Source organism: Pseudomonas sp. XP1, from assembly GCF_053557675.1.
This window is the reverse complement of sequence record NZ_JBNRIJ010000011.1, coordinates 103,084-127,919: the sequence shown is the minus strand read 5'-3', so window position 1 is coordinate 127,919 and position 24,836 is coordinate 103,084. Positions and strand designations below refer to the sequence as shown.

Below are 24,836 nucleotides of genomic sequence, written 5' to 3'. Positions count from 1 at the left end.
GCCAGGTTCATCGGCCCTGGTACAGGCCAAGCGCCGTGAGTTCGCGCGCGGTTTCAATGATGCACTGGCGCAGGGTTTCGACGATCTCGTCCACCTGCGCATGGGTGACGATCAACGGCGGCGACATCACGTTCAGGTGCATGATCGGCCGCACCAGCAGCCCCTTGGCCTGGGCCTTGCTGTGGATGCGTTCGCCAATGTTCACCTCGTCGGCAAACAGCGCCTTGCTGGCCTTGTCGGCAACGAACTCGACACAGGCCATCAGTTTCATGCAGCGCACATCCCCCACCAGCGGCAGTTCGCGCAGGCTTTGCAGGCGCTGTTCCAGGTAAGCGCCAACGTCCTTGACATGCTCCAGCAAATGCTCGCGCTCGATGATCTCGATGTTCTTCAGCGCCGCGGTGCAGCACACCGGGTGGCCACTGTAGGTGAAGCCGTGGGTGAAACAGCGGCCCTTGCCCGGCTCGGCGATCACCTGCCAGATGCGCTCGGAGAAGATGCATGCCCCCAGCGGCAGGTAGGCCGAGGTCAGGCCCTTGGCGGTAGTGATGATATCGGGAGTTACGCCGAACAGTTCCTCGCTGGCGAAAAAGGTGCCCAGACGCCCGAACGAGGTCACCACTTCGTCGGCGACGAACAGGATGTCGTAGGTCTGGCACAGCTGCCACATGCGCTGGAAGTAGCCCTTGGGCGGAATGATCACCCCACCCGAGCCCATGATCGGCTCGGCGAAGAACGCCGCCACGTTGTCGGCCCCCAGCGAGAGGATCTTGTCCTCGAACTCGGCCACCAGGAAGTCGAGGAACTCGGCCTCGTCCAAGTCGTGCGGGGCACGGTACGGGTTGGGGTTGGACACGTGGTGGATCAGGTCGTGGTGATAATCGAACTCCGGCACCCGGTCAGCGGCCTTGTTGCCAATCGACATGGTCAGCGTGGTGGAGCCGTGGTAGGCGTTGTAGCGGGCGATGATGTGCTTCTTGTGCGGCTTGCCACGGCAGTTCTGGTAGTACTGGATCAGCCGGTAGGCAGTGTCGACCGCGGTCGAGCCGCCGGTGGTGAGGAACACATGGTTCAGGTCACCCGGCGCCAGCTGCGCGAGCTTCTGGCACAGCTCGATGGCCACATCGTTGGCCATGTCGGAGAACGGGTTGGAATAGGCCAGCTGGCGTACCTGGTCGGCGATGGCCAGGGCCATCTCCTCACGGCCCAGGCCAATGTTGGTGCACCACATGCCGCCGACTGCATCGAGGAAGCGGTTGCCGTGGGTATCGCGGATGTAGGCGCCCTCGCCGGCAACGATGTTCAGCGCGCCTTGCTCGCGGTGCTCGTCGAACACATGGTAGCCGTGCATGTAGTGGGCCTTGTCGGCTTCCACCAACGGGTCGTTGGCAGTGGCGAATGCTTTGCTTGGGGTAGCCATGGGCAGCTCCTTGGCAGTGATCGTTGGGCGGTGTTCAGAAACCGGTCTTGACCGTGCTCCAGACCCGGGTGATGGCGCGCATGTCCTTCGGGCTCTGGGTTTTCTGCGCGAACAGGCGCTCGCGGGTTTGCGCGTCGGGGTAGATGGCCGGGTCCTGGCGGATCTCCTCGCGCACCAACGCCGTGGCGGCAGCGTTGCTGTTGGCGTAGTGGATGTAGTCGGTGACCTTGGCCATGGTCTGCGGCTGCAGCAGGAACTCGATGAAGCGGTGGGCGTTGGCCACGTGCGGTGCATCCTTGGGGATGTACAAGTTGTCGAACCAGATCAGCGAGCCTTCCTGGGGGATGAAGAACGACAGCTTGATGTTCTTCTTCGCTTCCACCGCACGAGCCTGGGCGGTGGCGTAGTCGCCGGACCAGGTCAGGGCCAGGCAGACATCGCCGTTGGGCAGGCTGGTGAGGTAGTTGACCGAGTCGAACTTGCGAATGTACGGGCGAATGCCCAGCAGCAGTTGTTCGGCCGCCTTGAGGTCGGCAGGCGATGCGCTGCGTGGGTCCTTGCCCAGGTACTGCAGGGCCAGCGGGATGACTTCGGTCGGCGCGTCCATCAGGGTGACGCCACAGTCGGCAAAGCGCGAGACGATCCTGGGGTCGAACAGCATGGCCAGCGAGCCGATGGGGGCATCGGGCATGCGCGCGGTGATCTTGTCGACGTTGTAGGTTACCCCCGAGCTGCCCCAGGTGTAGGGCGCCGAGTATTTCAGGCCGGGGTCGTAGCCTTGCAGGTTGTTCACCACCTGCTGGTCGAGGTTGTGCCAGCTGGGCAGTTGCTGCTTGTCCAGTGCCTGGAACACTCCGGCACTGATCAGCGGGGGTACCAGGGAAGCATTCAGCATGACCAGGTCGTAGCCGGAGCGGCCGGTGAGCAGTTTGGTCTGTACCGTTTCGTAGCCGTCGAAGGTGTCGTAGATGACCTTGATGCCGGTGGCCTTCTCGAAGTCGGCCAGGGTGGTTTCGCCGATGTAGTCGGTCCAGTTGTACAACCGCAACGTGTTACCGCTGTCCACCTCTGCCGCCTGGGCCAGGCTGGCGCCAGACGCCAGCAGCAGACCGCCAATCACCTTCAGTACCTTGCGCATGGCAACTCCATCGTGTGAATGCTCGGGATCGAGCCGATGCAGGCACTATCGAGGGATTTGCCGAAGGGGAACATACCCCGAATGTGTGGGTGGTCGTTTTTTGGCAGGTGGATCTCAACAGCCTGCCGAATCTTTGGGGGCTGCTTTGCAGCCCTTTCGCGACACAAGGCCGCTCCCACAGGTTCACTGCCAGCTTCGAAGACTGCGCAGTCCCTGTGGGAGCGGCCTTGTGTCGCGAAAGGGCCGCAACGCGGCCCCAGTGGCTGGCACAGGAGAAAGGTCAGGTCAGCGGGTACAACGCCTCATCAAACTGCTCAAGGCGCGGGAACACCAGAGGCTGGTCGTCCGAGAGCTGCTCCAGGCGCTGTCGGTACTGCTGCAAAAAGCCCTGCCGCGCCTCGTCACTGATGTACGGCACATGCCAGGCCACGAACGGCGGCAGCACCTCGAAGCCGACGTAGGCCAGCGTACCGCGCAAGATCGGCCGCAGCATGTCCTCCAGCGGCCCATGAATCGCCCCGTCGCCAAACATGTGCTCGCGCCCGCCCAGGGTCACGGTCACCAGCGCTTTCTTGCCTGCCAACCCGCCCTGGTCGTAGAAGCGCTTGCCGCCATAGCACACCCCCGACACCAGCACGCGGTCGATCCAGCCCTTGAGCATGGCCGGCGCCGAGAACCAGAAGATCGGGAAGTTCAGCACCAGCAAGTCGGCCCACAGCAGCTTGTCCAGCTCCTGCTGGATATCCGCGGCAATGGCGCCACGCTTGACCCCCTGGCGCTGCTCCAGGGCATACACCAGGTACTCGGGGTTCTCGCGCTGGGTGAAATCATCGGCACTGGCCACTGGGTTCCAGCCCATGGCGTACAGGTCGCTGACCTGCACCTGGTGGCCCTGGGCGCGGAAGGTTTCCACGGCCTGGTCACGAAGGGCGGCAGTGAACGATTGCGGCTCGGGGTGAGCGTGGACGATCAGTACATTCACAAACATTCTCCTCACACAAAACAGGTTGTCTTCCAGCTGTGGCTCAGCACTGCACCGCTTTCACCTCGACGAACTCCGCCAGGCCCTCCTCGCCCCACTCGCGCCCATTGCCAGACTGCTTGTAACCACCGAACGGTGCCTGGTAGTTGAACCCACCACCGTTGATGAAGCACTGCCCGGCGCGTATCTGCCGCGCCAGGGCCAGGCCGTGTTCGCGGCAACCTGCCCACACCGCGCTGGACAGGCCGAACGGCGAATCGTTGGCCAGGGCCAGCGCCTGGGCCTCGTCGGCATAGGGGATCAGGCACAGCACCGGGCCGAAGATTTCCTCCTGGGCGATACGCATGCAGTTGTCGACATCGGCGAACAAGGTCGGCGCCACGTAGAAGCCACGCTCGAAGCCGGCTGGCGTATCACCGCCGCACAGCAGGCGCGCGCCCTCCTCCTGCCCCAGGCGAATGTAGTCGAGCACGGTTCGCCGCTGGCCTGCCGAACACATCGGGCCTAGGAAGCTGGCAGGGTCACGCGGGTCGCCCATGACCAGCGCACGGGTCTCGGCCTCGGCAATCTCCAGCGCCTCGGCGTAGCGGCTGGCCGGCAACAGCATGCGGGTCAGGGCCGTGCAGGTCTGCCCCGAGTTGATCATCACGTCCTGCACGCCATGGCGCACCGCCGCGTGCAGGTCGGCGTCGGCGGTGATCAGCAGCGGCGACTTGCCGCCCAGCTCCAGGCACACCCGCTTCACCGTCGGCGCGGCCGCCTGGGCCACGCGCACCCCGGCACCGGTGGAACCGGTGAACGACACCATGTCCACCTGCGGGTGCCGGGCAAGGGCCTCGCCAACCTTGGCCCCCGGCCCGCTGACCAGGTTGAACACCCCGGCCGGCAGGCCGATGGCCTCGATCATCTCGGCCAGCAGGAACGCGTGCAGCGGTGTTTCCTGGCTGGGCTTGACCACCACCGTGCAGCCGGCGGCCAGGGCCGGCGCCAGCTTGCCGATCATCTGGTGCAGCGGGTAGTTCCACGGGTTGATGAACGCGCAAACGCCAACGGCCTCGCGGTACACCAGCGAGTTGCCGACTTCGCGCACCTCATCCATCAGCCCGGCCAGTTCGGCATACTGCTCCAGCCCGGCAATCGGGCCCTCGACCTGTACCGCCTGGCACCACTGCACCGGCATGCCCAGTTCATCGGTGATGACCGAGGCCATTTCCGCCGCGCGGCTTTTCAGCTGTGCGGCCAGCGCCGTTATGTACCCGGCACGTACGCCGGACGGTGTACGCGACCAGCCATCGAAGGCCCGCCGCGCGGCCGTCACCGCCCGCTCGACATCGGCCTCCGCGCCCAGCGGCACCCGGCCGATGACCTGTTCGGTGGCCGGGTCGATCACCTCGGCCATGCCCTGCCCGCTCGGTACCTGCCAGGCGCCGTCGATGTACAGCCGCGCATACTCACGCATGGGCCTGCCCCTGCATCGATGCCGCGGCGCAGCGGGCAATGCGCTGGCAAGCGTCGGCCAAGGCCTCGTTGCCCAACACCAGGCCCAGGCGGATATGCCCGGCAGCGCTGGGGCCGAAGGCTTCGCCGGCGAGCACCGATACGCCCTGGCTGTCGAGCAGGCGATCGGCGAAGGCCTGGGCGCTGAGGCCGGTCTCGCGGATGTCGACCATCACGAACATGCCGCCATCGGGCTTGAGCACCTTGATGCCCGGGCAGCCGGCCAACTGCTCGCACACCAGGTCGCGGCGCTGGCGATAGGCCTCGCGCATGCTGTCGAGCTCGGGCAGTTGCTGCTCCAGTGCCACCACGGCGGCGTCCTGGATGAAGTCCGGCGAGCCATACAGCATGCACAGCGCCAGGTTCTCCAGGTGGGCGGCCAGTTCGCTCGAACCAACCACCCAACCCACCCGCCAACCGGTCATGGCATGCGACTTCGACAGGCTGTTGAGGGTGGCGGTGCGCTCGGCCATGCCCGGCAGGCTGCCGGGGCTGACATGCTCGCCGTCGTACAGCAGCTCGCTGTACACCTCGTCGGAGATCAGCCACAGATCGTGGGCGATGCACAGTTCGGCCAGCGCTTCCCAGGTGGCACGCGGCAGGCTCGCCCCCGAGGGGTTGTGCGGGCTGTTCAGGGCCAGGGCGCGAGTGCGCGAGGTGATGCGCGCGGCCACGTCACGGGGGCAAACGCGGAAGCCGTTCTCCGGCTTGACCGGCACCGGCACCACCTTGGCGCCACAGGCCCCGAACACCGCCTCGTAGGTCACGTACATGGGCTCGGCGACAATCACCTCGTCACCCGGGTCGAGCACGCACTGGGCCACGCAGTACAGCGCACACTGGGCCCCCGCCAGTACCGTCACCTGGTCGGCATCGACGGCCTGGCCGCTGCGCTGGCGGTGGCGGTTGGCGATGGCCTGGCGCAGCGCCAGCTTGCCGCGCACATCGGCGTAATGAGTGTGGCCCGCCCGCAGGCTGTCGATGGCCGCCTCGACGATCGGCGCGGGGGTGTCGAAGTCCGGGTCACCCACCGACAGCAGCAGGATATCCTTGCCCTCGGCCTGCAGCGCCAAGGCGCGGTAGTGGATGTCCCAGGCCGCGGCCCCGTCGCCGGCGATGCGTTGAGTGAGCTTGGCGTAGCGCATGGCAATCTCCCTTCATTGGCGGTTTCAGTCGACGAGAATCTTCGGGTTGGAACTGCCCCATACGGTGTAGAGGTCGGCGAGCAGCGCGCCGTTGATTTCCTCTATCTCGGCCTGTGTGATCTCTCCCCCGGCCTGTTTGCCGAACAGCACCACTTCGTTGCCACCCTTGACATCGGGGAAGTCGGTGACATCGACCATCAAGGTGTTCATCGACACCTTGCCCACTACTGGCACACGGTGGCCGTTGATCAGTACATGGCCTTTGTTGGTGAACACCCGGCGATAGCCATCGGAGTAGCCGACGGTGATGTTCGCCAGGCGCGAATCACGCGCCAGGGTAAAGGTGCGGTCGTAGCCGACGGTGTTGCCAGCCGGGTAGCTGTGCACCGCTGCCACGTGCGACTTGAACTGCATGACACGTTGATATTCGGTATGCGTCGGCACGGTGTCGCCGAACAACGCGCCGCCGGTGCGCACCATGTCCAGGCGCGCTTCCGGCACTTCCAGCGTAGCGAAGGAGTTGGCGGCATGCAGGGTGAGCTTGCTGCGATCAAGTTTGGCGTGCTTGATCAGCCAGTCGGTCTGTTCGTTGAACGCTGCCAGGCCTTTGCGCACATCGTCCTTGTCTTCCACGGCGAAGTGGGTCATCAGCGCGACCAGCTGGAGGTGCTTCTGGTCGGTGATCTGCAGCGCTTCACCACGGCCGGACCAGGTAGCCATCTCCACGCCGTTGCGGCTCATGCCACTGGAATTGAGCGCCAGATGGATGCGCAGGGTCTTGCCGTGGCGTTCGGCGAGGGCATCGAGCTGGCGGGCGAACTCGGCGCTGCCGACCAGTTCTTCCATGTCGTAATGCAAGGCATCTTCAACTTCGCCGAGGCTGGCCAGGCGTACCCGCACCAGTTGCCCGGTAAAGCCACTGGCGCGCACCACCCGGGCCTCTTCGTTGCTGGCCACCGCCACGCAAGGCACGCCCTGGGCGATGATCGACGGCATCACCAGACCGATGCCATGGCCATAGGCATCGGCCTTGAGCACGGCGCACAGTTTGGACTTGCCGCCCAGCTCGGCCTGCAGGGTGCGGATGTTGTGTTGCAGGGCGCCGGCACTGATTTCGACCCAGGCGTTGCTGTTCTGCACGGTCAGGGCCGTGGTGCCGTTGTCCATCGACAGGGGTGGTGCGGCGTACAGCGGGGCCTGGCCGGTGATCAGCAGAGCGAGGGATGCAGCCAGGAGGGTACGGCGAAATGGCATGGTGGTTTCTCTTGTTGTTCGTGGTGTCTGCCGCTTAGCAGACGCAGGTGTGTTTGAGTTCGATGAAGGTGACGCCGGGGGTGGCGAAACCGCTGGCCAGATCGGCCTGCAGCGCATCCAGATCACGCGGCTGGCGCACCGTGCAACCAAAGGCACGGGCCAGGCCGATGAAGTCCGGATTGCGCGGCAGTACGCCGACCGGCTCGATGTCCAGGTCGAGCATGTCGTCACGGATCTGGCCAAGGGCGTCATTGTTCCACAACAGCACGACCAACGGTCGGTCCAGCTCCTCGACTGCCGTGGCCAGCTCCTGGACGGTGTAAAGGAAGCCGCCGTCGCCCACCAGCACCAGGCCTGGGCGGTGGTCGCTGGCGAACATGCCGCCGATGCCGGCCGGCAGGCCGTAGCCGAGGGTGCCGTAACCGGTGGGGTGCAGCCAGCTGCGCGGCGCCCGGCTGGCGAAGGCGTAGTTGCCGGTATAGGCCAGTTGGGTCATGTCGCTGCTGATGAAGGCGTCATCGGGCAGCACGGCGGCAATACGGTCGAGGATTGCCTGGTGCACGGCCTGCAGCGGCGCATGCCCGTTGCGGATGGCCAGCCGCAGGTTGGCCACGGCTTCGCTGGCCTGGGCCGGGTCACGGTCCAGCGCTGGCAGGTGCTCGAGCAGGCCGGCCAGGGTTTGCCGGGCATCGCCGCGCAGCGCAATGGCACAGGGGTAGAAGTCATTGAACTTGCGCGGATCGATGTCCACGCGCAGCAGCTCGCCGCTGATCGGCAGGCGCTCGCGCCAGAAGTCGGTGTCGGCCATTTCGGTACCCACTGCCAGCACCACATCGGCCTGGCTGATCAGCTGCCAGCCGGGCTCGACGCACAGGCTGGCGCCGGCATTCAGTGGTGCGTCCGCTGGCAGCAGGCCCTTGCCGGCCACGCTGGTGAACAGTGGGGCTGCCAGCCGGGTGCTCAGTTGCTGCAACTGCTCGGCCGCGTGCAATGCCCCACCACCGGCAATGATCATCGGGCGCCTGGCGGCTGCCAGCTTCACGGCAGCCTGGTCGAGGATGTCACGGCACGGCTGGCCGCGCCCGGGACGGCGCACCACCTCATCGCTCCAGTCACGGCTGACCGGTGCGGCCAGCACGTCCAGCGGCACCGAGATGTGCACCGGGCGCGGCCGTTCGCTGTCGAACACGGCCCAGGCACGAGCGATCAGCTCGGGCAGATCGTCGCCGCGCAGGGCCACGGCGGAGAACGCGGTAATCGGCGCGGTCATGGCGCGCTGGTCCTGGGTTTCGTGCAGGCAGCCCCAGCCCTTGCCCAGGCTGGCAGCGTGGTTGACGCTGGAAATCACCAGCATAGGGATGGAGTCGGCATAGGCCTGGCCGATGGCCGTGGCGGCATTGGTCACGCCCGGGCCGGTGATGACGAAGCATACCCCCGGTTTGCCGCTTACCCGGGCATATCCGTCGGCCATGAAGCCGGCGCCCTGCTCGTGGCGGGTCAGCACATGACGGATGCCACTGCCCGGCAGACCGCGGTACAGCTCCAGAGTGTGCACGCCGGGGATGCCGAATACCGTTTCCACGCCATAGTTGGCCAGCAGGCGCACCAACGCCTGGCCGGCGGTTGGGGTGTGCTTATTCATGTCGCTCTCCTTGCGCCTGGCCGAGGCGGATCAGCGCATCGACCGCAGTGGTGCCGTGGGCACCTACCATCAATGGGTTCACATCCAGCTCCAGTAATTGCCCGGCGTTTTCGCAGGCGTAGTCGGCCACCGCGCGGATAGCCGCAACCAATGCGTCGAGGTCGGCAGCCGGGCGGCCACGGAAGCCTTGCAGCAGGCTGGCACTGCGCAGGCCGAGCAGCGCGCAACGGATGGCGTCGTCGGTGGTCGGCAACAACAGGCTGACGCTGTCCTTGAGCAGCTCGACCAGCACGCCACCGGCACCGATCACCAGGGCCAGGGCGAAGTCGTGCTCGCGCTTGATGCCGACGATCAATTCGGCCAGCGGCGGCTCGGCCATCGGTTCGAGCAGCACCTGGTCGAACGCTACCTGCGGGGCGTAGGCGGCGATGCGCTGGCGCATCTGCACCAGCGCAACCTCGAGGGCAGCGGCATCGCGCAGGTTCAGCGCCACCGCGCCGGCTTCGGTCTTGTGCGGCAGTTGCGCGCTGACCGCCTTCAATACCAGCGGGTAGCCGACGCGGGCGGCATCTGCCACGGCACGCTCGGGTGTGCTCAACACCCCTGCCGGTACCGGCAGGCCGAAGGCACGCAGGGCTTGCTTGGATTGCCATTCGTCCAGCAGCTGGCCCTCGCCCGCGATGGTCTGGGGGCACAGCGGCACCCGTGCGGCCTCACCCTGTTCCAGCAGCCGCTGGCGGTTGCGCTGGTAGGCGACGATGCGGCCCCAGGCTGCCAGGCCATCCTCCACACCCTGCAGGGCGGCGATGCCGCGCGCGTGCAAACGCTCGCGCGCGCAGGCGGGCAACAGCTCCGGGAATGCCGAGGTGACGAAGCCGATCTTGCCGTGGCGCTCCAACGCATCGCAGTACAGTGCCAGCAGCAGGTCGCATTCCTTGCGTTCGCCGGTGAACGCCGCCGGGTAGTCCAGCACCAGCATGGCCGCGTCGGCTGCGCCGCTCAGGGTGCTGTCGAGCATGCGTTGCAGGGCCGCTGCATCACCCCAGATGGCAGTGGTGAAATCCAGTGGGTTGACCAGGTTGGCATAGGCCGGCAGCACCTCGGCCAACTGCGCCACCTGTCCTTGTTCGAGCTTTGGCAGGACCAGCTGGTTGCGCTCGGCATAGTCGGCGATCAAGCCGGCATCGCCACCGGAACAAGCCAGGGCTATCAGCTCGCCATTCACCGGCAGGCGGCCACAGGCGGCGGCCTTGAGGGTTTCGACGAAGCTCACCGGGCCACTGACGCGGATCACGCCCAGGCGCTGGAACAGGCTGTCGTACAAGGCATCGGAGCCGGACAGCGAGCTTGTGTGGCTGAGCGCCAGTTCGGCGCCGATCTGCGACACGCCGGTCTTCAGCGCAATGATCGGCGTGCCCTGCTGCAATGCCTTGCAGGCGGCACGGGCGAAGCCCGGCACGTTCTTCAGGCCTTCCAGGTGCAGGCCGATGGCGGTTACCCGTGGGTCGTCGAGCAGCACGTCCATCAGCTCGGCCACGCCCAGTTGTGCCTGGTTGCCGACAGAGGCCATGTAGGCCACCGGCAGCGAGCGGTCGCTCATCGACAGGTTGTAGGCGAAGTTGCCGCTCTGGGTGAGGATCGCCACGCCCTTCTCCACTTGCTGGCCACCATGGGCCACCGGCCACAGGGCAGCGCCGTGCAGGTAGTCGAGCAGGCCGTAGCAGTTGGGGCCGAGCAAGGCCATGTTACCGGCGGCGGCCAGCAGGCGCTGCTGCAGCTGGCCGCCCTCTTCGCCGCTTTCGGCAAAGCCTGAGGCATAGCAGATGGCGCCACCGGCGCCGCGTGCGGCCAGCTCGGCAACGCACTGCAGAGTCAGTTCGCGGTTGGTGGCGATGAACACCGCGTCCGGGGCATAGGGCAAGTCGGCCACCCGCGCCACACAGGGGATACCTTCGAGGCTGTCATGCTGCGGGTTGACCAGCCACAGCTCGCCGCCAAAGCCACCTTCGGCGCAGCGCTTGAGCGCCCGCGCCATGCTGCGCCCGCCGACGAAGGCCAGGTGCCGGGGTGCCAGCAGGCGCTTGAGGTTGTCACGAATCGAATGCGACATGGGTGTTCTCCTGGCGCTCAGCGCAGCAGCGGGCGCAGCAGTTCGCGGGCGATGATGTGCCGCTGGATTTCCGAGGTGCCTTCCCAGATGCGCTCGATGCGTGCGTTGCGCCAGATGCGCTCGACCGGCCCTTCATCCATCAGGCCCATGCCGCCGAAGATCTGCACGGCTTCGTCGGCAACCTTGCCCAGCACTTCGCTGGCGAACAGCTTGGCCATGCCGGCCTCGCCATCGGTCATGCTGCCCTGGTCCATCTTCCAGGCGGTGTGCAGGGTGAGCATTTCCGCAGCGCGAATCTGCGTGGCCATGTCGGCCAGCTTGAACGACACCCCCTGGTAGCTGCCGATGGCCTGGCCGAACTGCTTGCGGTCGGCAGCCCATTGCAGCGACAGGTCGAGGGCACGCTGGGCCTGGCCCACGCAGTTGGCGGCGACCATCACCCGGCCGGCGGTGAGCCAGGCGTTGGCCACTTCCCAGCCCTTGCCGACCTCGCCCAGCACCTTGCTGGCCGGCACCCGGCAGTCGTCGAAGAACAGCTCGTAGGTGTGGTAGCCACGGTTGCTCACGCACTTGGGGCCACGGCGAATGGTCATGCCCGGCGTGCCACGGTCGACCAGGAAGGCCGTTACCGCGTTGCGCTTGCGCCCGTTGTGCTCGTAGGTGTCGGTGACGGCGAAGACGATGGCGAAATCGGCGTGGCCGGCATGGCTGATGAAGTGCTTGCTGCCGTTGATGACGAAGTCGTCACCCTGGCGCACGGCACGGGTCTTGATGGCGTTGGCATCGGAGCCGGCGCCCGGCTCGGTGAGGGCGAAGCAATCGATCTTCTCACCCTGCACGCAGGGCAACAGGTAGTCGTTGATCTGCTCGTCCTTGCAGGCCATGAGGATTTTCGATGGCCGCGCGACGAACACGTGCAGGGCCCAGGACACCTTGGACAGTTCGCGCTCGATCAGCGCCTGGGACAGATAGTCCAGGCCACCGCCGCCGACCTCCTCGGGCATGTTGAAGGCATAGAACCCGGCGGCGATGGCCTTGCCGCGGATCTGCGCAGCCAGCTCGGGCGACACGGCATCGGCGCGGTCCACTGCCTCCTCATGGGGCAGCAGCTCCTTGGCGACAAAACTGCGTACCGCTTCCACCAACATTTCTTGTTCTTGGGTCAGTTGGAAATTCATCTGCGAAGGTCCTGGTGAGGGTCGGTTATCGGGTTACTGGCCGGTGAAACGGGGTGCGCGGCGCTCCACCGACGCTCGCAGCGCCTCGGCACCGTCCTGGCTGCGGCCGCACAGCAGGCCGGCCTGGCGCTCGGCTTCCAGCTGCTCGGCCAGGGTGCGCCGGGCGCCATCGCGGATCAGCCGTTTGGTCTGCGCGTAGGCGAAGGTAGGGCCATTGGCCAGGCGCCCGGCCAGCTCGGCGGCCACGGCGGGCAGTTGCTCGTCGGCACAGACTTCGCTGACCAGCCCGGCCGCCAAGGCACGTTCGGCACCCCACAGCTCATCGAGGAACAACAGGCGCTTGGCCTGCTCGCTGCCGATCAGCCGTGGCAGGTGCCAGCTGGCACCGGCGTCGGGGCTGTAGCCCATGCTGGTGTAGCCGGCCTTGAAGCGCGCCGAGGCCGCGGCGATGCGCAGGTCGCAGCACAGGCTGAGGTCCATGCCACCGCCCACGGCGGTGCCGTTGATGGCAGCGATGGTGGGCTTGTCGAGGCTGTGCAGGCGCAACATCAGTGCGTGGGCGGTTTCGGTCCAGCCGTAGCTTTCCAGGGTGCCCTGGGCCTCGGCCGCGGCCCATTCGGCAAGGTCGGCACCGGCGCAGAAGCTGCAGCCGCTGCCGGTCAGCACCACCACGCGCACGGCCGGGTCGCTGTTGCAGGTTTCCAGCAGAGTGTGCAGTTGCTTGAGGGTGGGGATGTCCAGCGCATTGCGCTGCTCGGGGCGGTTGAGGGTGATCCAGGCAACGCCGGCTTCGACCTTGCTCAACAGTGACGACGACGGGGTGGTCATGGGGGGCCTCGGTGTTGTTGTGATGGTTTGAGAGGGCTTGATGAGGGAGATACTAAACGAGTGTTCAACAAGGCGGCAATTGGGCGGGGATGGGGCTGTAACAACGCTTGAAAACGATATATGTCGTTGTTTTTATTAGTCTTATTTGTTGGATCAAGGTTGAGATAGGAGGTGGTTGTTACAACTTTGTACAACTGGCGGATTGCTGGGGGCGCATTGCGCCCCATCGCGACACAAGGCCGCTCCCACAAGTCATTCGCAGACTTCAGGTCTGCGCGTTACCTGTGGGAGCGGCCTTGCGTCGCGATGGGCTGCGTAGCAGCCCCGAGATTGAAACCTCAAACCCCCGGCACGCTCGGCTCGAAGGCCCCCTGCCGACGGCGGTTGACGAAGAAGTACGCCGCATAGCACAGGGCAATGAAGCCAAAGCCCCAGTACAACGACGGCCGCTGGGTTTCATCCAGCGCCAGGAACACGAACAGCGAGCTGCACAGGGTGATGCACAGCAGCGGCACCAGCGGGTAAAGCGGCGCCTTGTACTTCAGGTCCTGCAGCTGCCCACCATCACGCAGGTAGACCTTGCGGAAGCGGTACTGCGCCAGGGCAATGACAATCCAGGTCACGGTGCCTGACATGCCACTCACCGCCATCAACACCATGAACAGGGTGTCGGCAGCAATGAAACTGGTCATCAGCGAGATCAGCGCAAAGCACAGGGTGATGCTCAGCGCCCGCAACGGCACGCCACGCTTGCTCAACGGCGACAGGCTTTTCGGCGCCATGCCGCTCTTGGACATGGCCCAGAGGATGCGCGTGGAGGCATACAGCCCGGAGTTGCCCACCGAAAGGATGGCGGTGAGGATGACGAAGTTCATCAGGTCGGCGGCAAAGGGAATGCCGACCATGTCGAACACCTGCACGAACGGGCTTTCCATCAGCCCGGCCTGCTCGAACGGCACGATGGCCGAGAGCACGGCAATCGCCAGCACGTAGAAGATCAGCACGCGGAACACCACGTTGCGCACAGCCCGCGGGATGCTCTTTTCCGGGTGCTCGGTCTCGCCGGCCGCCACTCCCATGATTTCACAGCCCTGGAAGGCATAGACCACGGTCATCATCACTGCGAACACTGCCGACAGGCCATGGGGGAACAGCGACTCGCCCACCAGGTTGTCCAGCATCGGGGCCGGCGCCCCGCTGCTCAGCGGGATGGCGCCAAAGATTACCAGCAGGCCGATGATGATGAAGCCGAGTATGGTTGCCACCTTGATCCCCGAGAACCAGTACTCCGCCTCGCCGAAGGCACGGGTGGCCAGGGCGTTGAGGCCGAACAGCACGACCACGAACAGCGCCGACCAATACCATATCGGCACCTCCGGGAACCAGCGGGTCATCAGCATGCCGGCGGCAGTGAACTCCAGGCCCACGGTGGTGGCCCAGCTCATCCAGTACACCCAGCCGATCATGAAGCCGGTGGCCGGGCCGATGAACCTGGTGGCGTGGGCCTGGAACGAACCGGACACCGGCATCTGCACCGACAGCTCGCCCAGGCAGACCATCACCAGGTACATCAGCAAACCCGCGACCAGGTAGGCCAGGATCGCGCCTATCGGGCCACCCTGGTTGATGGTCACGCCCGAGCCCATGAACAGCCCGGTGCCGATCACCCCGCCCAGCGACAGCATGAAGATGTGTCGGCTTTTCAGCGCACGGGTGAGCTGGATCTTTTCGCGGTTGTCAGTCATGGCGCACCTCGCCTTTGCGGCCGGTGCCAGGCCGCGCGGGGGTGCCGCGCGTTGTGGTAGGAAGGAGGGGCTGAGCGCTACGGCATGTCATTATTCTTGTCTCCAATAAGCCTCATGGACCGCGTGCAACACGGTTGCCATGGATTATTGGAAACGGATGTAAGGTGCCGTTGTACGAACGGATCGAAGATGTAAAAAGTCGTAAGTATTTTGTACGTCAGCTCTGGATCAACTGTTCCAGGGTGGCGCGGGCCTGGGCAAGCTCCATGGCCAGCGGCTCGCCGAGCGCGTTCAATGCCTGTTCGTCATGCTGCCGGGCAGCGTCCTCAAGACGACGCAACAGCGCAGCCATGCCAGAAAAACCCAGGGAGTCGCAACTGCCGGCCAGGCGGTGGGCCAGGTGCAGCACTTCGGTATGGTCCTGGGCCGGCAGCGCCTCGGCCAATGCCGTGGCGTGATGTTCCAGCGACTGGCGCAGCACCTTCAACAGGCCTTGCAGCTTCTGTTCACCCAGCAGCGAGCGGTGGGTGTCCAGCAATGACCAGTCCATTCTCGCGTCGATACACGCCACCTCGGTGGGCACCGCTTCGGCCAGCGCCTGGCGCAGGTTGTCCAGCCGCAGGGGCTTGGCCAGCACTCCCTGCATGCCGGCATCCAGGTACCCTGGCACTTGCCCCGGTTGCACGCCAGCCGTCAGTGCCAGGACCCGGCTGTGGCGGTTCGGCCCGGGCGTGGCACGCAGTTGCCGGCAAAGCTCCACCCCGCTCATGCCGGGCAGGTGCACGTCGAGCAGGATCAGGTCGAAGCGCCGCTGCGCGCAGGCCAGCAGGGCTTGCCCGGCGTCCTCGGCAAAGCTCACCCGGTGGCCATCGCGCAGCAGCAACCCACCGGCCACCTCGCGGTTCAATTCCACGTCCTCGACTAGCAGGATGTCCAGGCTTGCCAGAGGCGAAGGGGCTGGTGAGTTGGCCTTCACTGGCTGCCCGCAGGCCATGTCGAGTTCGAACCAGAAGCGACTCCCCTGTCCTTGCACGCTGTCCAGGCCAATGCAGCCCCCCAGTTTTTCTACCAGATGCTTGCAGATCGCCAGGCCCAGGCCGGTGCCGCCATAGCGCCGGGCCACCTCCTCGCTGGCCTGGACGAAGCGGTCGAAGACCCTGGCCTGCACAGCCGGCTCGATGCCGATGCCATTGTCGCTGACCGACACCCGCACGCGCTGCGCGCCCTGGTCACTGGCCAGTACCTGCACCACAAGCCGCACCTGGCCGTGTTCGGTGAACTTGATGGCATTGGCCAGCAGGTTGCTGAGCACCTGGCGCAGGTACTGTTCGGCACCGTGCTGGTATTCGGCCAATTGCTCGTCGATGTGCAGCTGCAGGGCGTCGCCATTGTCCCTGGCCATGGGTTCGAGCAGCGTCAGCACTTCCTGGCACAACTGGCGTAGCGAGAATCCGACCAGCTCGGCGCGGCTCTCGCCTTCCTCGAGCCGGGCGAAATACAGCACTTCGTTGAGAATCGCCAGCAGCCCCTCGCCGGCCTTGTACAAGGCCTCGACGCGCTGACGGTCGGCCACCTCCAGCCGGCCGCCGCGCAGCAGCTCGGCCATGCCGAGAATGCCGTTGAGCGGTGTGCGCAACTCATGGCTCATGGTCGCCAGAAAGCGTGACTTGGCCAGGTTGGCGGCTTCGGCCTCGTCCTTGGCCCGGGCCAGGCTGGCGGTGCGCCGCTCGACCATGGCCTGCAGTTCGTCGCGCTTGTCCTGCAGCGCCAGGCGGTCGCGCTCGCGGCGCTCGATGTCGCTGAGGATGGCGCGGCGCATGTCATCCAGGGCGTTGGCCACGGTATCGATCTCGTCCGGACGTGTCGACGGGCGGCGCCCCAGGCGCAATGGTTCCTGCCACTGGCCGGCACCAATTCGCCGGGCGAACTCGGCCATCACTTGCAGGTGGCGGGTGACCAGGCGATAGAACAGCCCCGACAGCGCCACCGCCAGGCCACACAGGAACACGCCCATCCACAGCAGGCTGGCAAGGCCAGTGGCATACAGCCGCCTGTGCACCGCGCCCAGGTCGATGCTCACTTCCAGCTCGCCAAGGTGCCTGGCCGGTCCCGAGGGCGGCTGGTAATCGAGGGGGAAGCGTTCGATGCGCAGCGGCCCCTTGGGCTCGGCGGCGCCGCGCAGCAGCTGGAAATCGTCGCTGACCAGGCGCACCCGGGCGACATCGGAAAAGTCCACCAGGCCGCGCAGTTGTGTGTCCAGCTGGGCCTCGTCCAGGTCCCACAGGCTGCGCTCCAGGCTGGCCAGGTAACCGGCGCGGATCAACGCCATGCGCGCCTCGATATCGCGCATCTCGCGGCGGTACTCGAAATACAGCTGCACCGAGCTGGCCAGCACGGTGAAGCACAGGCTGAACAGCAGGATGAACAGCAGCAGGCGGCGCAGCAAGCCATCGGTGCGCAGGCGGATCATCGGGAGTCCGCCGGCAGGTTGACCATGTCGCGGTAGGTCACTTCGCTCTGCTCCAGCCAGCGCTCGATCTCGCCGGTCTGGCTCATGCGCAGCAACTGCGCGTCGATTTCGTCCATATGCTGGCTCAAAGGCGATTGCCGTGATATCGCAACGCGCAGGTAGTCCACGCTCAGGGCCGTGGGCAATACGCGGATGTCCTGCGCCCCGGGCAGGTTTTCGATGAACAGCTGACCGGTGCGCCGCTCCTGGATCACGTAGTCGATGCGCCCACGGATCAGCTTGCCGAAGTTCTGCTGACTGGACGACACCCGTTCGATGTTCTGGTGGCGGGCGACGAAGCGGTCGAAATCGGCGCCGTAGCTTTCCCCGTAAAGCAGGCCGCCGCGGTAGCCGGCCAGGTCCTCCAGGCGCTGGAACTGCACTGGCCGCAGGCGGTTGTAGAACACCGCCACTTCCTCACGCACCACCGGCACCGTGGAAAAGAGCATGCGTTGGTCACGCTGGTCGCTGTTGTAGGCCAGCACCACGTCCACCCGCCCGGCAGCGGCGTCCATCAGGCAGCGCTTCCAGTTGCCCAGCACCACGGTCTGCACTTCGTAGCCCATGCGCGCGAACAGCTCTCGCACCACGGTGGGGGCCAGGCCACGCACCTGGTGGCCGTCACTCCAGGAAATCGGCGGGTACACCGGGTAGTCGCAATAGCGCACTGGCTGCCTTGCACTGGCTTGCAAGGCGAACAATGCCAAGGCCAGCACCCAGGCTCTGCGGGTCATGCCGCCACGCTGGCGGTGAACAGGTAGCCGGTGCCGTGGATGGTGATGATCAGCTGGGGCTCGGCCGGGTCATCGTGCAACTTGCGCCGCAGGCGGCCGACCAGCACGTCGATGGAGCGGTCGTTGGGTACCCACTCGCGGTTGCGGATCTGGTCCATCAGCTGGTCGCGGCTGAGAGTATGGCCGCTGTTGCGCAGGAACACGCTGAGCAGCTGAAACTCGCCATGGGTCAGCAGGGTTTGCCCGCCACGGGCGTCTATCAGCCGTCGGCGGTCGGTGTCCAGCGCCCAGTCGGCGAACTGCTTCAGCGATTGCGCGCAGGCCGGCGCCGGGTGCACCTCGCGGGCATGGCGCACGCGGCGGATCAGGTTCTTGGCGCGGGACACCAGTTCGCGGGGGTTGAGCGGCTTGATCACGTAGTCGTCGGCGCCGCATTCCAGGCCGACGATACGGTCGATATCGTCGTTGCGGCCGGTGATGAGGATGATGCCGACCTCCGAACGCACCCGCAGCTCGCGGGTCAGGGTGAGGCCGTCCTTGCCGGGCAGACGGATATCCAGCAGCACCAGGTCGACATCCTGGCTGCCGAGCAGGGCTTCGGCCTTTTCCGCGGTGTCGGCGCAGTGCACGTCATAGCCTTCCTGGGACAGATAGGCCTGCAGCAAGTCACGAATAAGCGGATCGTCATCGACGATCAATACCCGAGGCGTCATTGCGTGTCGTCTCTTTTTTTTATTGGTTTGTTCTACACACTCGCGACAGCAGCGTACTCGTTACTGAACAGGCGATCAACAGCCCTCCGGCAGGCTGAAGCGGCGTCGGCCACCGGCCTGCAGGCCATCGACCCAGGCCTCGCAGATCAGCACGCCCTGCTCGGGGGTGAAGGTACCGGGGTTGAGCCCCGACTCCAGCCACAGGCCATCGAGCAAGGCGCTCAGGCTGATGGCCGCCAGGTCGGCATCGAAGCCCTGCCAGCCCTCCTCCCCGGCCAGCGTGGCCAGCAGCCCGCTCAGTTCATTGCGGTATTCGCCATAGGAATGGTCATGCACCTGGTTGATCGCATCGGCGGTCTTCACCGCGCCCCAGAACGCCAGCCAGGCGTCGAGCAATTGCGGGTCGAGCAGCTCGGCGCAGAACGAGGCGCGGAAGAACGCCGACAACCGTTCGCGGGCATTGGGCGCAGCCTGGGCCATGGCCTCGCGCAGCAGGCCCATCACTCGGCCGGTGACCGCCATGTAGGCTTCGGCCACCAGCTCATCCTTGCCTGCATAGTGATGGCTGATCAACCCGACCGAAACCCCGGCCTCGGCCGAAATCTTGCGGATCGACGCGCCCTGGAAGCCATGGCGCTTGAGGCATGCCAGGGTTGCCTCGACCAGGTTGGCTTTGCGCAATTCCGGCAGCATGCGGTGGTAGCGGGCTTCCTGGTTCATCGGCGGCTCTCGGGCTATGGGCTGGGCTGAACGACTGTACAACAAGCCGGACTGCGTGATAAACCCTTGCCACCCTTGCCTACAACAACAAAAGCGGCTGCCATGAACGACCTGATTACACGTGACCTGGACCAGGGCCTGCTGACCCTGGCCTTCAACCGCCCCGACAAGCTCAACGCCTTGAACACCGCCATGTACCAACGGCTGGGCGACCTGCTGCTGGCGGCAGGTGAAGACCCTGATGTCGAAGCCATCATCATCACCGGTGGGCCGCACTGCTTCAGCGCCGGCAATGACTTGCGCGACTTCCTCGACAACCCGCCTGCCGACCTGGACAGCCCGGTGTTCCGCCTGATGCGGGTGGTGATGGGCCTGGACAAACCGCTGATTGCCGCGGTCAGTGGTGCGGCAATCGGCATTGGCGCCACCTTGCTGTTGCATTGCGACCAGGTACTGGTCAGCCGTACCACCAAGCTGCGCATCCCTTTCGCGCCCTTGGGCGTGTGCCCAGAGTTCGGTTCCAGCCTGCTGCTGCCGCGTTTGCTTGGCCATGCCCGGGCAGCTCGCCTGCTGTTGGCAAACGAGTTGCTCGACGGCGCACAGGTGGTGGCCTGGGGGCTGGCCAATGAACTGCATGAAGACGGGGAACAGTGCCTGGCGGCTGCCCGGCGCCTGGCCCGCCAGCTGCAAGGCTACCCGCAGGCGGCGCTGCGCATCAGCAAGCGGCTGCTCAAGGATGGCCAACGGGCCGAGCTTGAGACGACAGTGGCGCGGGAGGCCCGGTTGTTCATCGAGTGCTTGCGCACTGAAGAAGCGCGAGCGGTGTTGCGAGGGTTGATCAAGGATTGAAAACCTGGGGCCGCGTTGCGGCCCATCGCCGGCAAGCCAGTTGCTCCCACCACAAATATCGCTCGCTTGAAGCGTCCTTTGTAGGAGCAGCCTCACTGAACCGATGAGCCCTGGGTTGTTCCATGACAGCTGGCTTGCCGGCGATGGGCTGCAACGCAGCCCCGGTAAAACTCAGAAACCCCCAGTATTGCTAATAGCCGGTCATCTCCAGATACCCACGCCCACCCGCACTCCCGGTCAAGCGTACCGGCCCCTCCCAATACGGGAACCGCGTTTCCATCCAGGCTTGCGATTCCACAGCCTCGACCTGTACATCCACGCCATGCCCCGGCACCTGCACCCGCCATCGCGTCGGCACCTGCTTGCCGTTCTTCTGCCGGGCCCAGGCCAGCGCCTGCAGCTGAATCTGCGCACCCTGCAGTGCCACCACCTTACCCTGCTGGCCAACCCAGGTCCCGGCGCGATACGCCTGCCCCTGCACTTCGCGCACCTGGAACAGCATCAATCGGGCACCACTGTCCAGGTGCAGGGAAAACCAGTCCCAACCCGTCTGCCCGGCAGCCAGCGGCTGGCTGCTCCATTCCCGGTCCAGCCAGGCCAGGCCGCTGACTGCAATGCATTGGCCGTCACGCTGCACTTCCCCACTCACCCGATAGAACGGCTGACTGTAATAGTACGAAGCCTGTCCCTTGCCGGACTTCTCGCTGTAGCCCTGGTCCCCGTGCAGCACCAAGGGCCGCTCGCTGTGCAGTTGCAGGTCATAGCGAAAGCCGTCACCACCGGCGAGCATTTGCAGATTTTCGATGCCACTGCTGCCCTGCAACGACCAGTCATTGATCCACGCCCGGAACGGCTGGGCCTGCACGCCGGCCTGGCCGATACCTCCACGCGCCAAGGTTTCGCCGAACTGATGGCCACCGGGACCGGTCAACGCCGCATGTCCCATCCACAGGTTCGGGCTGTTCCAGCCGGCAGTCTCGGGGCCTGGGCGCAGGGCCGAGCGAAACAGCGTCCACTGCGCGCCCCAGTCCCGCCCCAGGAAGTCCTGGAGGTTGGCGGTGACATACCACCATTCGATGCGAAAGCCATCGTGGGCCCCGTGGTCACGCGGAAATTCCAGGCGATGGCCGCGGCTTACCTGGCTGAATTCGCCCGCCTGCTGCCCGAGCCCGGCATAGCTCTGCTCGGCGGGCTGGTCACAGCCGCCGAGCAACCCACACAGCAACAGCCAGGCGCTACGTTTCATCGGCAAACGGCCTCAACAGTTCGCGCGGCTGGCGACGCGCCAGCTGCCACAGTGGCCAGGCGCTGGCCAACAGGCTGGTAAGCACGCCCAGCAGTGTCAGGTGCAGCAGTTGCCCAGGGAACACGTAGAGCGGCAAACGCCAGCCGAATGCCTGCACGTTCACCACCGCTACCAGGCACCAGGCCAGCAGGATGCCCAGCGGGATCGCCAGCAGCACGGTCAGGCTGCTCAGCAACAGTGTCTGCCCAAGGCTCAGCCACACCAGGTGCGTACGCCGCACACCCAGTGCCCACAGCGGCGCCAACTGGCGCAGGCGGGTCTGGCCCAGGGTCAGCAGGTTGATGAACAGCGCCACGCCTGCCACGCCAAGGGTGAGGCTGTTGAGCGCGGCAGTGGCGGCGAAGGTGCGGTTGAACACGTCGGTCGACCAACGTTTGAGACGCGCCTGCTCGACCACGCGGCTGTCGTCCAGGGCAAAGCGCTGTTGCAATGCAGCCTCGAGCGCCAACACCTGATCGCCCACCAGATCGACACTCAAGCCGGTCAGGGTTGCCTGTGGCCAGTGCCCGCGCAGCCAGCCGGCATTGACCAGCATGTGCCCTTTGGGGTTGCCGTAATCGGCATAGATGCCCACAACGCTAAGGGCTGGCGAAGTGTCTGCAGGCAGCCTCAGGCGATCGCCCAGTTGCAGGTTCAGTCGCCTGGCCAGCTGTTCACTGAGCATCACGGCCTGCCCGGCAGCCAGTTGCTGCCAGGCGTGCTTTTGCTGCGCCAGCAATGGCCAGCGTGTGCGATAGACGGGATGATCGACGATGCCCTGGACCTGCACCGGCCAGCCCTGCAGCTGTGTTTCCACACGCCAGCCGGGCAACACCACACCCACCGAAGGTTGCTGCCCAAGCCACTCGGCTATCTGCATGCCCTGGGCGGTGTCCCTTGGCGTGACATACAGGTCGGCGGACAGGCGCAAGTCAAGCCAGCCGACGAAGGTCTTGCGAAAGCCCTCGGTCATGCTGCCCACCCCGACACTGGCCGCCAGCGCCAGCAACAGTGCCATCAACGCCAGGCTCAGGGCCGGCAATTGCTGGCGGCTGTCGGCGACGAACCATTGCGCCAAAGGCCGCCGGCAATGGCGCGCCAACCAGGCCAGCACCCGGTCGAGCAAGGCCGGTAGCAGCAGCGCCGCCGCCAGCAGCAAGCCTGCCAGCAGGCCGAACGCGCTGGACAGGCTGTTGCCCAGCACGCCACAGCCCAGGGCCAGCAAAAGTAACAGGCCGGCCACCAGGGCCTGGCGCCGCAACCAAGGCCCCTGCGCCAACCGCCACGCCTGAGGTTGCGCCAGCGCCAGCAACGGCAACCGCGCCGCACGCAGTACACTGCCCAAACCCGCCAGCAGCGCCCCCAGCACGCTCATCAGCATGCCCAGCAGCCACCACCCTGCGGGCAGGCTCAGCGCCCCGGCGACCTGGGCGCCATACAGGCCGCGCAAGCTGGCGGCCACATCGGGCAGCAACCACGCGGCCAGCCCGTAACCACTGGCCACGCCGGCCAGCCCGCCCAGCACCGCGAACAGCCCCAGCTCCAGCACCAACGCGCACAACAAGGTTTGCAGGCCGATGCCACAGGCGCGCAGGTTGCGGATCAGGCCGCGCCGCTGTTCCAGTGCCAGACCGATTGCGGCATGGGCTATGAACAGGCCGACGACGAACGCCAACAGGCCAAGGGCGGTCAGGTTGAGGTGGAAACTGTCGGTCAGCCGCTGCAAGCCGCCATCGTCCTGCCGGGGTTGCAACTCAAGGTAAGGCGCGATATCCGCTGGCAACGGACCCGGCGAGGCAGCCACCAGCAAGCGCGACAACTGCCTGGGTGCATGCAGCAGCGTCTGGGCGTGGCCGATATCGACCACGATCACCCCTGGGGCCAGCGCTGGCTGTAGAACCAACGGCGGCAGCAGCTGCCCTTCGCTGTCGCGTGCCGAGGCCCCGGGGCCTGCATGCAGCTGGCGCAAGGTGTCCGGCCCGACCCAGGCTTGCCCGGGCATGCCGACAAAGGCCTGCAGGTCGAACGTTCCGGGCTGCACACCGGCGATGCTGCTGGCCGGTGGCAGGCTCAACGGCTCGATGCCGATCAACCGCACGCTGCGCGCCGGCTCACCAGCAAAGCGCAAGCGCCCTTCCAGTACCGGCGTCACCGCCCAGCCCTGCCTGCGCAACTGCACGTACAGTGCCTGGTCGAAGCGCTCGCCTCCCCGCGGCACCAGTTGCGCCTGCAACGGCCCGGCCAGCACGGCGCTGGCCCGGGCATAATCGCTGCGTGCCTGGCTGTTCAGCGCCTGCACGCCGGTCCACAGCGCCGTGGCCAGCCACAGGCCGGTGAAGATGCTGAAAAACTGTACGCGATGGCGCCGCCAGTGGCTGAGCAGCGCCAGCAGGGCCAGCGATAGAAGCCTCATCCGCCCAGCTCGGGCCGCACGCGGCCGGCCTGCAGGTAACAACACTGCTGCAAGCGCGCCGCCAGCCGCGGGCTGTGGGTCACCAACAGCACCCCACTGCCAGCCTCGGCGACCAGCTGCAACAGCAGGCTCAACACCTCATCGCTGCTGGCTTCATCGAGGCTGCCGGTGGGTTCGTCGGCCAGCAACCAGGCCGGGCGCCCGGCCAGGGCGCGGCCGATGGCAACCCGCTGTTGCTGGCCGCCAGACAACTGCTCCGGGTAACGCGCCAGCAAATTTGCCAGCCCCAGGCGCTGCGCCAGGTACGCCAGCCAATCGGGATCATGCCGAGCGGCCAGCCGGGCCTGAAACGCAAGGTTGGCCCCCACGTCCAGGCTGCTGATCAGATTGTACTGCTGGAACACCAGGCCGATGCCCTCCCGCCGCCACAGCGCCAGCGACGCCTCGGAACGGCTGTCGAGCGGGGTGTCGTCGATCAGGATGCGGCCACTGTCGGCACGGTCCAGACCGGCCACCAGGTGCAGTAACGTACTCTTGCCGCTGCCCGACTCGCCCATCAGCGCCAGGCTGCTGCCGCGCGCCAGGCGCAGGTCGACACCCTGCAGCACGGGGAGCGGGCCCTGGGGGGTGGGGAATGATTTGTGCAGTTGCTCGATGACCAGCATCGACGGGCC

Annotated in this window: 19 protein-coding genes; 1 reads left to right on the top strand and 18 read right to left on the bottom strand. The window is 66.0% G+C overall.

What is annotated here, in order from left to right; translation table 11 throughout:
- Positions 1-7 precede the first annotated feature (7 nt).
- The 15 genes from ACK1U9_RS12805 to ACK1U9_RS12735 form a co-directional block, all read right to left on the bottom strand.
- Positions 8-1,420, bottom strand: coding sequence for an aminotransferase (locus tag ACK1U9_RS12805; RefSeq protein ID WP_085599165.1), 1,413 nt, complete (start codon positions 1,418-1,420; stop codon positions 8-10).
- Between the two features lie 34 nt (positions 1,421-1,454).
- Positions 1,455-2,558: a polyamine ABC transporter substrate-binding protein gene (locus ACK1U9_RS12800; protein WP_046615228.1), complete on the bottom strand. Its 1,104-nt coding sequence runs from the start codon at positions 2,556-2,558 to the stop codon at positions 1,455-1,457.
- A gap of 280 nt (positions 2,559-2,838) precedes the next feature.
- Positions 2,839-3,540, bottom strand: coding sequence for an NAD(P)H-dependent oxidoreductase (locus ACK1U9_RS12795; protein WP_108480630.1), 702 nt, complete (start codon positions 3,538-3,540; stop codon positions 2,839-2,841).
- 43 nt (positions 3,541-3,583) lie between these two features.
- Entirely contained in the window at positions 3,584-4,999 is a 1,416-nt protein-coding gene (locus ACK1U9_RS12790) for an aldehyde dehydrogenase family protein (protein ID WP_196172980.1), read from the bottom strand.
- On the bottom strand, positions 4,992-6,182 hold the full coding sequence (locus ACK1U9_RS12785; RefSeq protein WP_046615226.1) for a pyridoxal phosphate-dependent aminotransferase: 1,191 nt from the start codon (positions 6,180-6,182) through the stop codon (positions 4,992-4,994). Before ACK1U9_RS12785 ends, ACK1U9_RS12790 begins: the two co-directional genes overlap by 8 nt.
- A gap of 24 nt (positions 6,183-6,206) precedes the next feature.
- On the bottom strand, positions 6,207-7,436 hold the full coding sequence (gene alr / locus ACK1U9_RS12780) for an alanine racemase (protein WP_449109935.1): 1,230 nt from the start codon (positions 7,434-7,436) through the stop codon (positions 6,207-6,209).
- 34 nt (positions 7,437-7,470) lie between these two features.
- Positions 7,471-9,078, bottom strand: a complete 1,608-nt coding sequence (locus ACK1U9_RS12775; RefSeq protein ID WP_449109934.1) for a 5-guanidino-2-oxopentanoate decarboxylase — start codon at positions 9,076-9,078, stop codon at positions 7,471-7,473.
- Positions 9,071-11,188: an acetate--CoA ligase family protein gene (locus ACK1U9_RS12770; protein ID WP_449109933.1), complete on the bottom strand. Its 2,118-nt coding sequence runs from the start codon at positions 11,186-11,188 to the stop codon at positions 9,071-9,073. Before ACK1U9_RS12770 ends, ACK1U9_RS12775 begins: the two co-directional genes overlap by 8 nt.
- A 17-nt stretch (positions 11,189-11,205) precedes the next feature.
- On the bottom strand, positions 11,206-12,366 hold the full coding sequence (locus ACK1U9_RS12765) for an acyl-CoA dehydrogenase family protein (protein ID WP_015270769.1): 1,161 nt from the start codon (positions 12,364-12,366) through the stop codon (positions 11,206-11,208).
- A 33-nt stretch (positions 12,367-12,399) separates the two neighbouring features.
- Positions 12,400-13,194, bottom strand: coding sequence for an enoyl-CoA hydratase/isomerase family protein (locus ACK1U9_RS12760; protein ID WP_449109932.1), 795 nt, complete (start codon positions 13,192-13,194; stop codon positions 12,400-12,402).
- 338 nt (positions 13,195-13,532) lie between these two features.
- Entirely contained in the window at positions 13,533-14,939 is a 1,407-nt protein-coding gene (locus tag ACK1U9_RS12755) for an amino acid permease (protein WP_135003147.1), read from the bottom strand.
- 217 nt (positions 14,940-15,156) lie between these two features.
- Positions 15,157-17,409 (bottom strand): ATP-binding protein, encoded by a 2,253-nt coding sequence (locus tag ACK1U9_RS12750; protein ID WP_284385066.1) that lies wholly within the window; start codon positions 17,407-17,409, stop codon positions 15,157-15,159.
- A complete protein-coding gene (locus ACK1U9_RS12745; RefSeq protein WP_046615219.1) occupies positions 17,406-18,182 on the bottom strand; it encodes a substrate-binding periplasmic protein in 777 nt (258 codons plus the stop codon). The genes ACK1U9_RS12750 and ACK1U9_RS12745 overlap by 4 nt, the downstream gene beginning before the upstream one ends.
- Positions 18,179-18,895, bottom strand: a complete 717-nt coding sequence (locus tag ACK1U9_RS12740) for a response regulator (protein WP_012271826.1) — start codon at positions 18,893-18,895, stop codon at positions 18,179-18,181. The genes ACK1U9_RS12745 and ACK1U9_RS12740 overlap by 4 nt, the downstream gene beginning before the upstream one ends.
- 75 nt (positions 18,896-18,970) lie before the next feature.
- A complete protein-coding gene (locus ACK1U9_RS12735) occupies positions 18,971-19,615 on the bottom strand; it encodes a TetR family transcriptional regulator C-terminal domain-containing protein (RefSeq protein WP_046615218.1) in 645 nt (214 codons plus the stop codon).
- A 102-nt stretch (positions 19,616-19,717) separates the two neighbouring features.
- On the opposite strand from ACK1U9_RS12735, the gene ACK1U9_RS12730 reads away from it, so the two are divergent.
- The gene (locus ACK1U9_RS12730) at positions 19,718-20,464 is read left to right on the top strand and encodes an enoyl-CoA hydratase (RefSeq protein WP_046615217.1); all 747 of its coding nucleotides are present in this window, start codon (positions 19,718-19,720) and stop codon (positions 20,462-20,464) included.
- 190 nt (positions 20,465-20,654) lie between these two features.
- Here ACK1U9_RS12730 and ACK1U9_RS12725 read toward each other — a convergent pair whose 3' ends face one another.
- Genes ACK1U9_RS12725 through ACK1U9_RS12715 form a run of 3 tightly spaced genes read right to left on the bottom strand, consistent with a single transcriptional unit; the run spans position 20,655 to position 24,827 of the window.
- Positions 20,655-21,710: a lipocalin-like domain-containing protein gene (locus tag ACK1U9_RS12725; RefSeq protein WP_449109931.1), complete on the bottom strand. Its 1,056-nt coding sequence runs from the start codon at positions 21,708-21,710 to the stop codon at positions 20,655-20,657.
- Positions 21,700-24,162, bottom strand: a complete 2,463-nt coding sequence (locus ACK1U9_RS12720) for an FtsX-like permease family protein (RefSeq protein ID WP_449109930.1) — start codon at positions 24,160-24,162, stop codon at positions 21,700-21,702. Before ACK1U9_RS12720 ends, ACK1U9_RS12725 begins: the two co-directional genes overlap by 11 nt.
- Complete coding sequence (locus tag ACK1U9_RS12715; protein WP_153670807.1) at positions 24,159-24,827, bottom strand: ABC transporter ATP-binding protein; 669 nt, start codon at positions 24,825-24,827, stop codon at positions 24,159-24,161. Before ACK1U9_RS12715 ends, ACK1U9_RS12720 begins: the two co-directional genes overlap by 4 nt.
- Between the last annotated feature and the right edge of the window lie 9 nt (positions 24,828-24,836).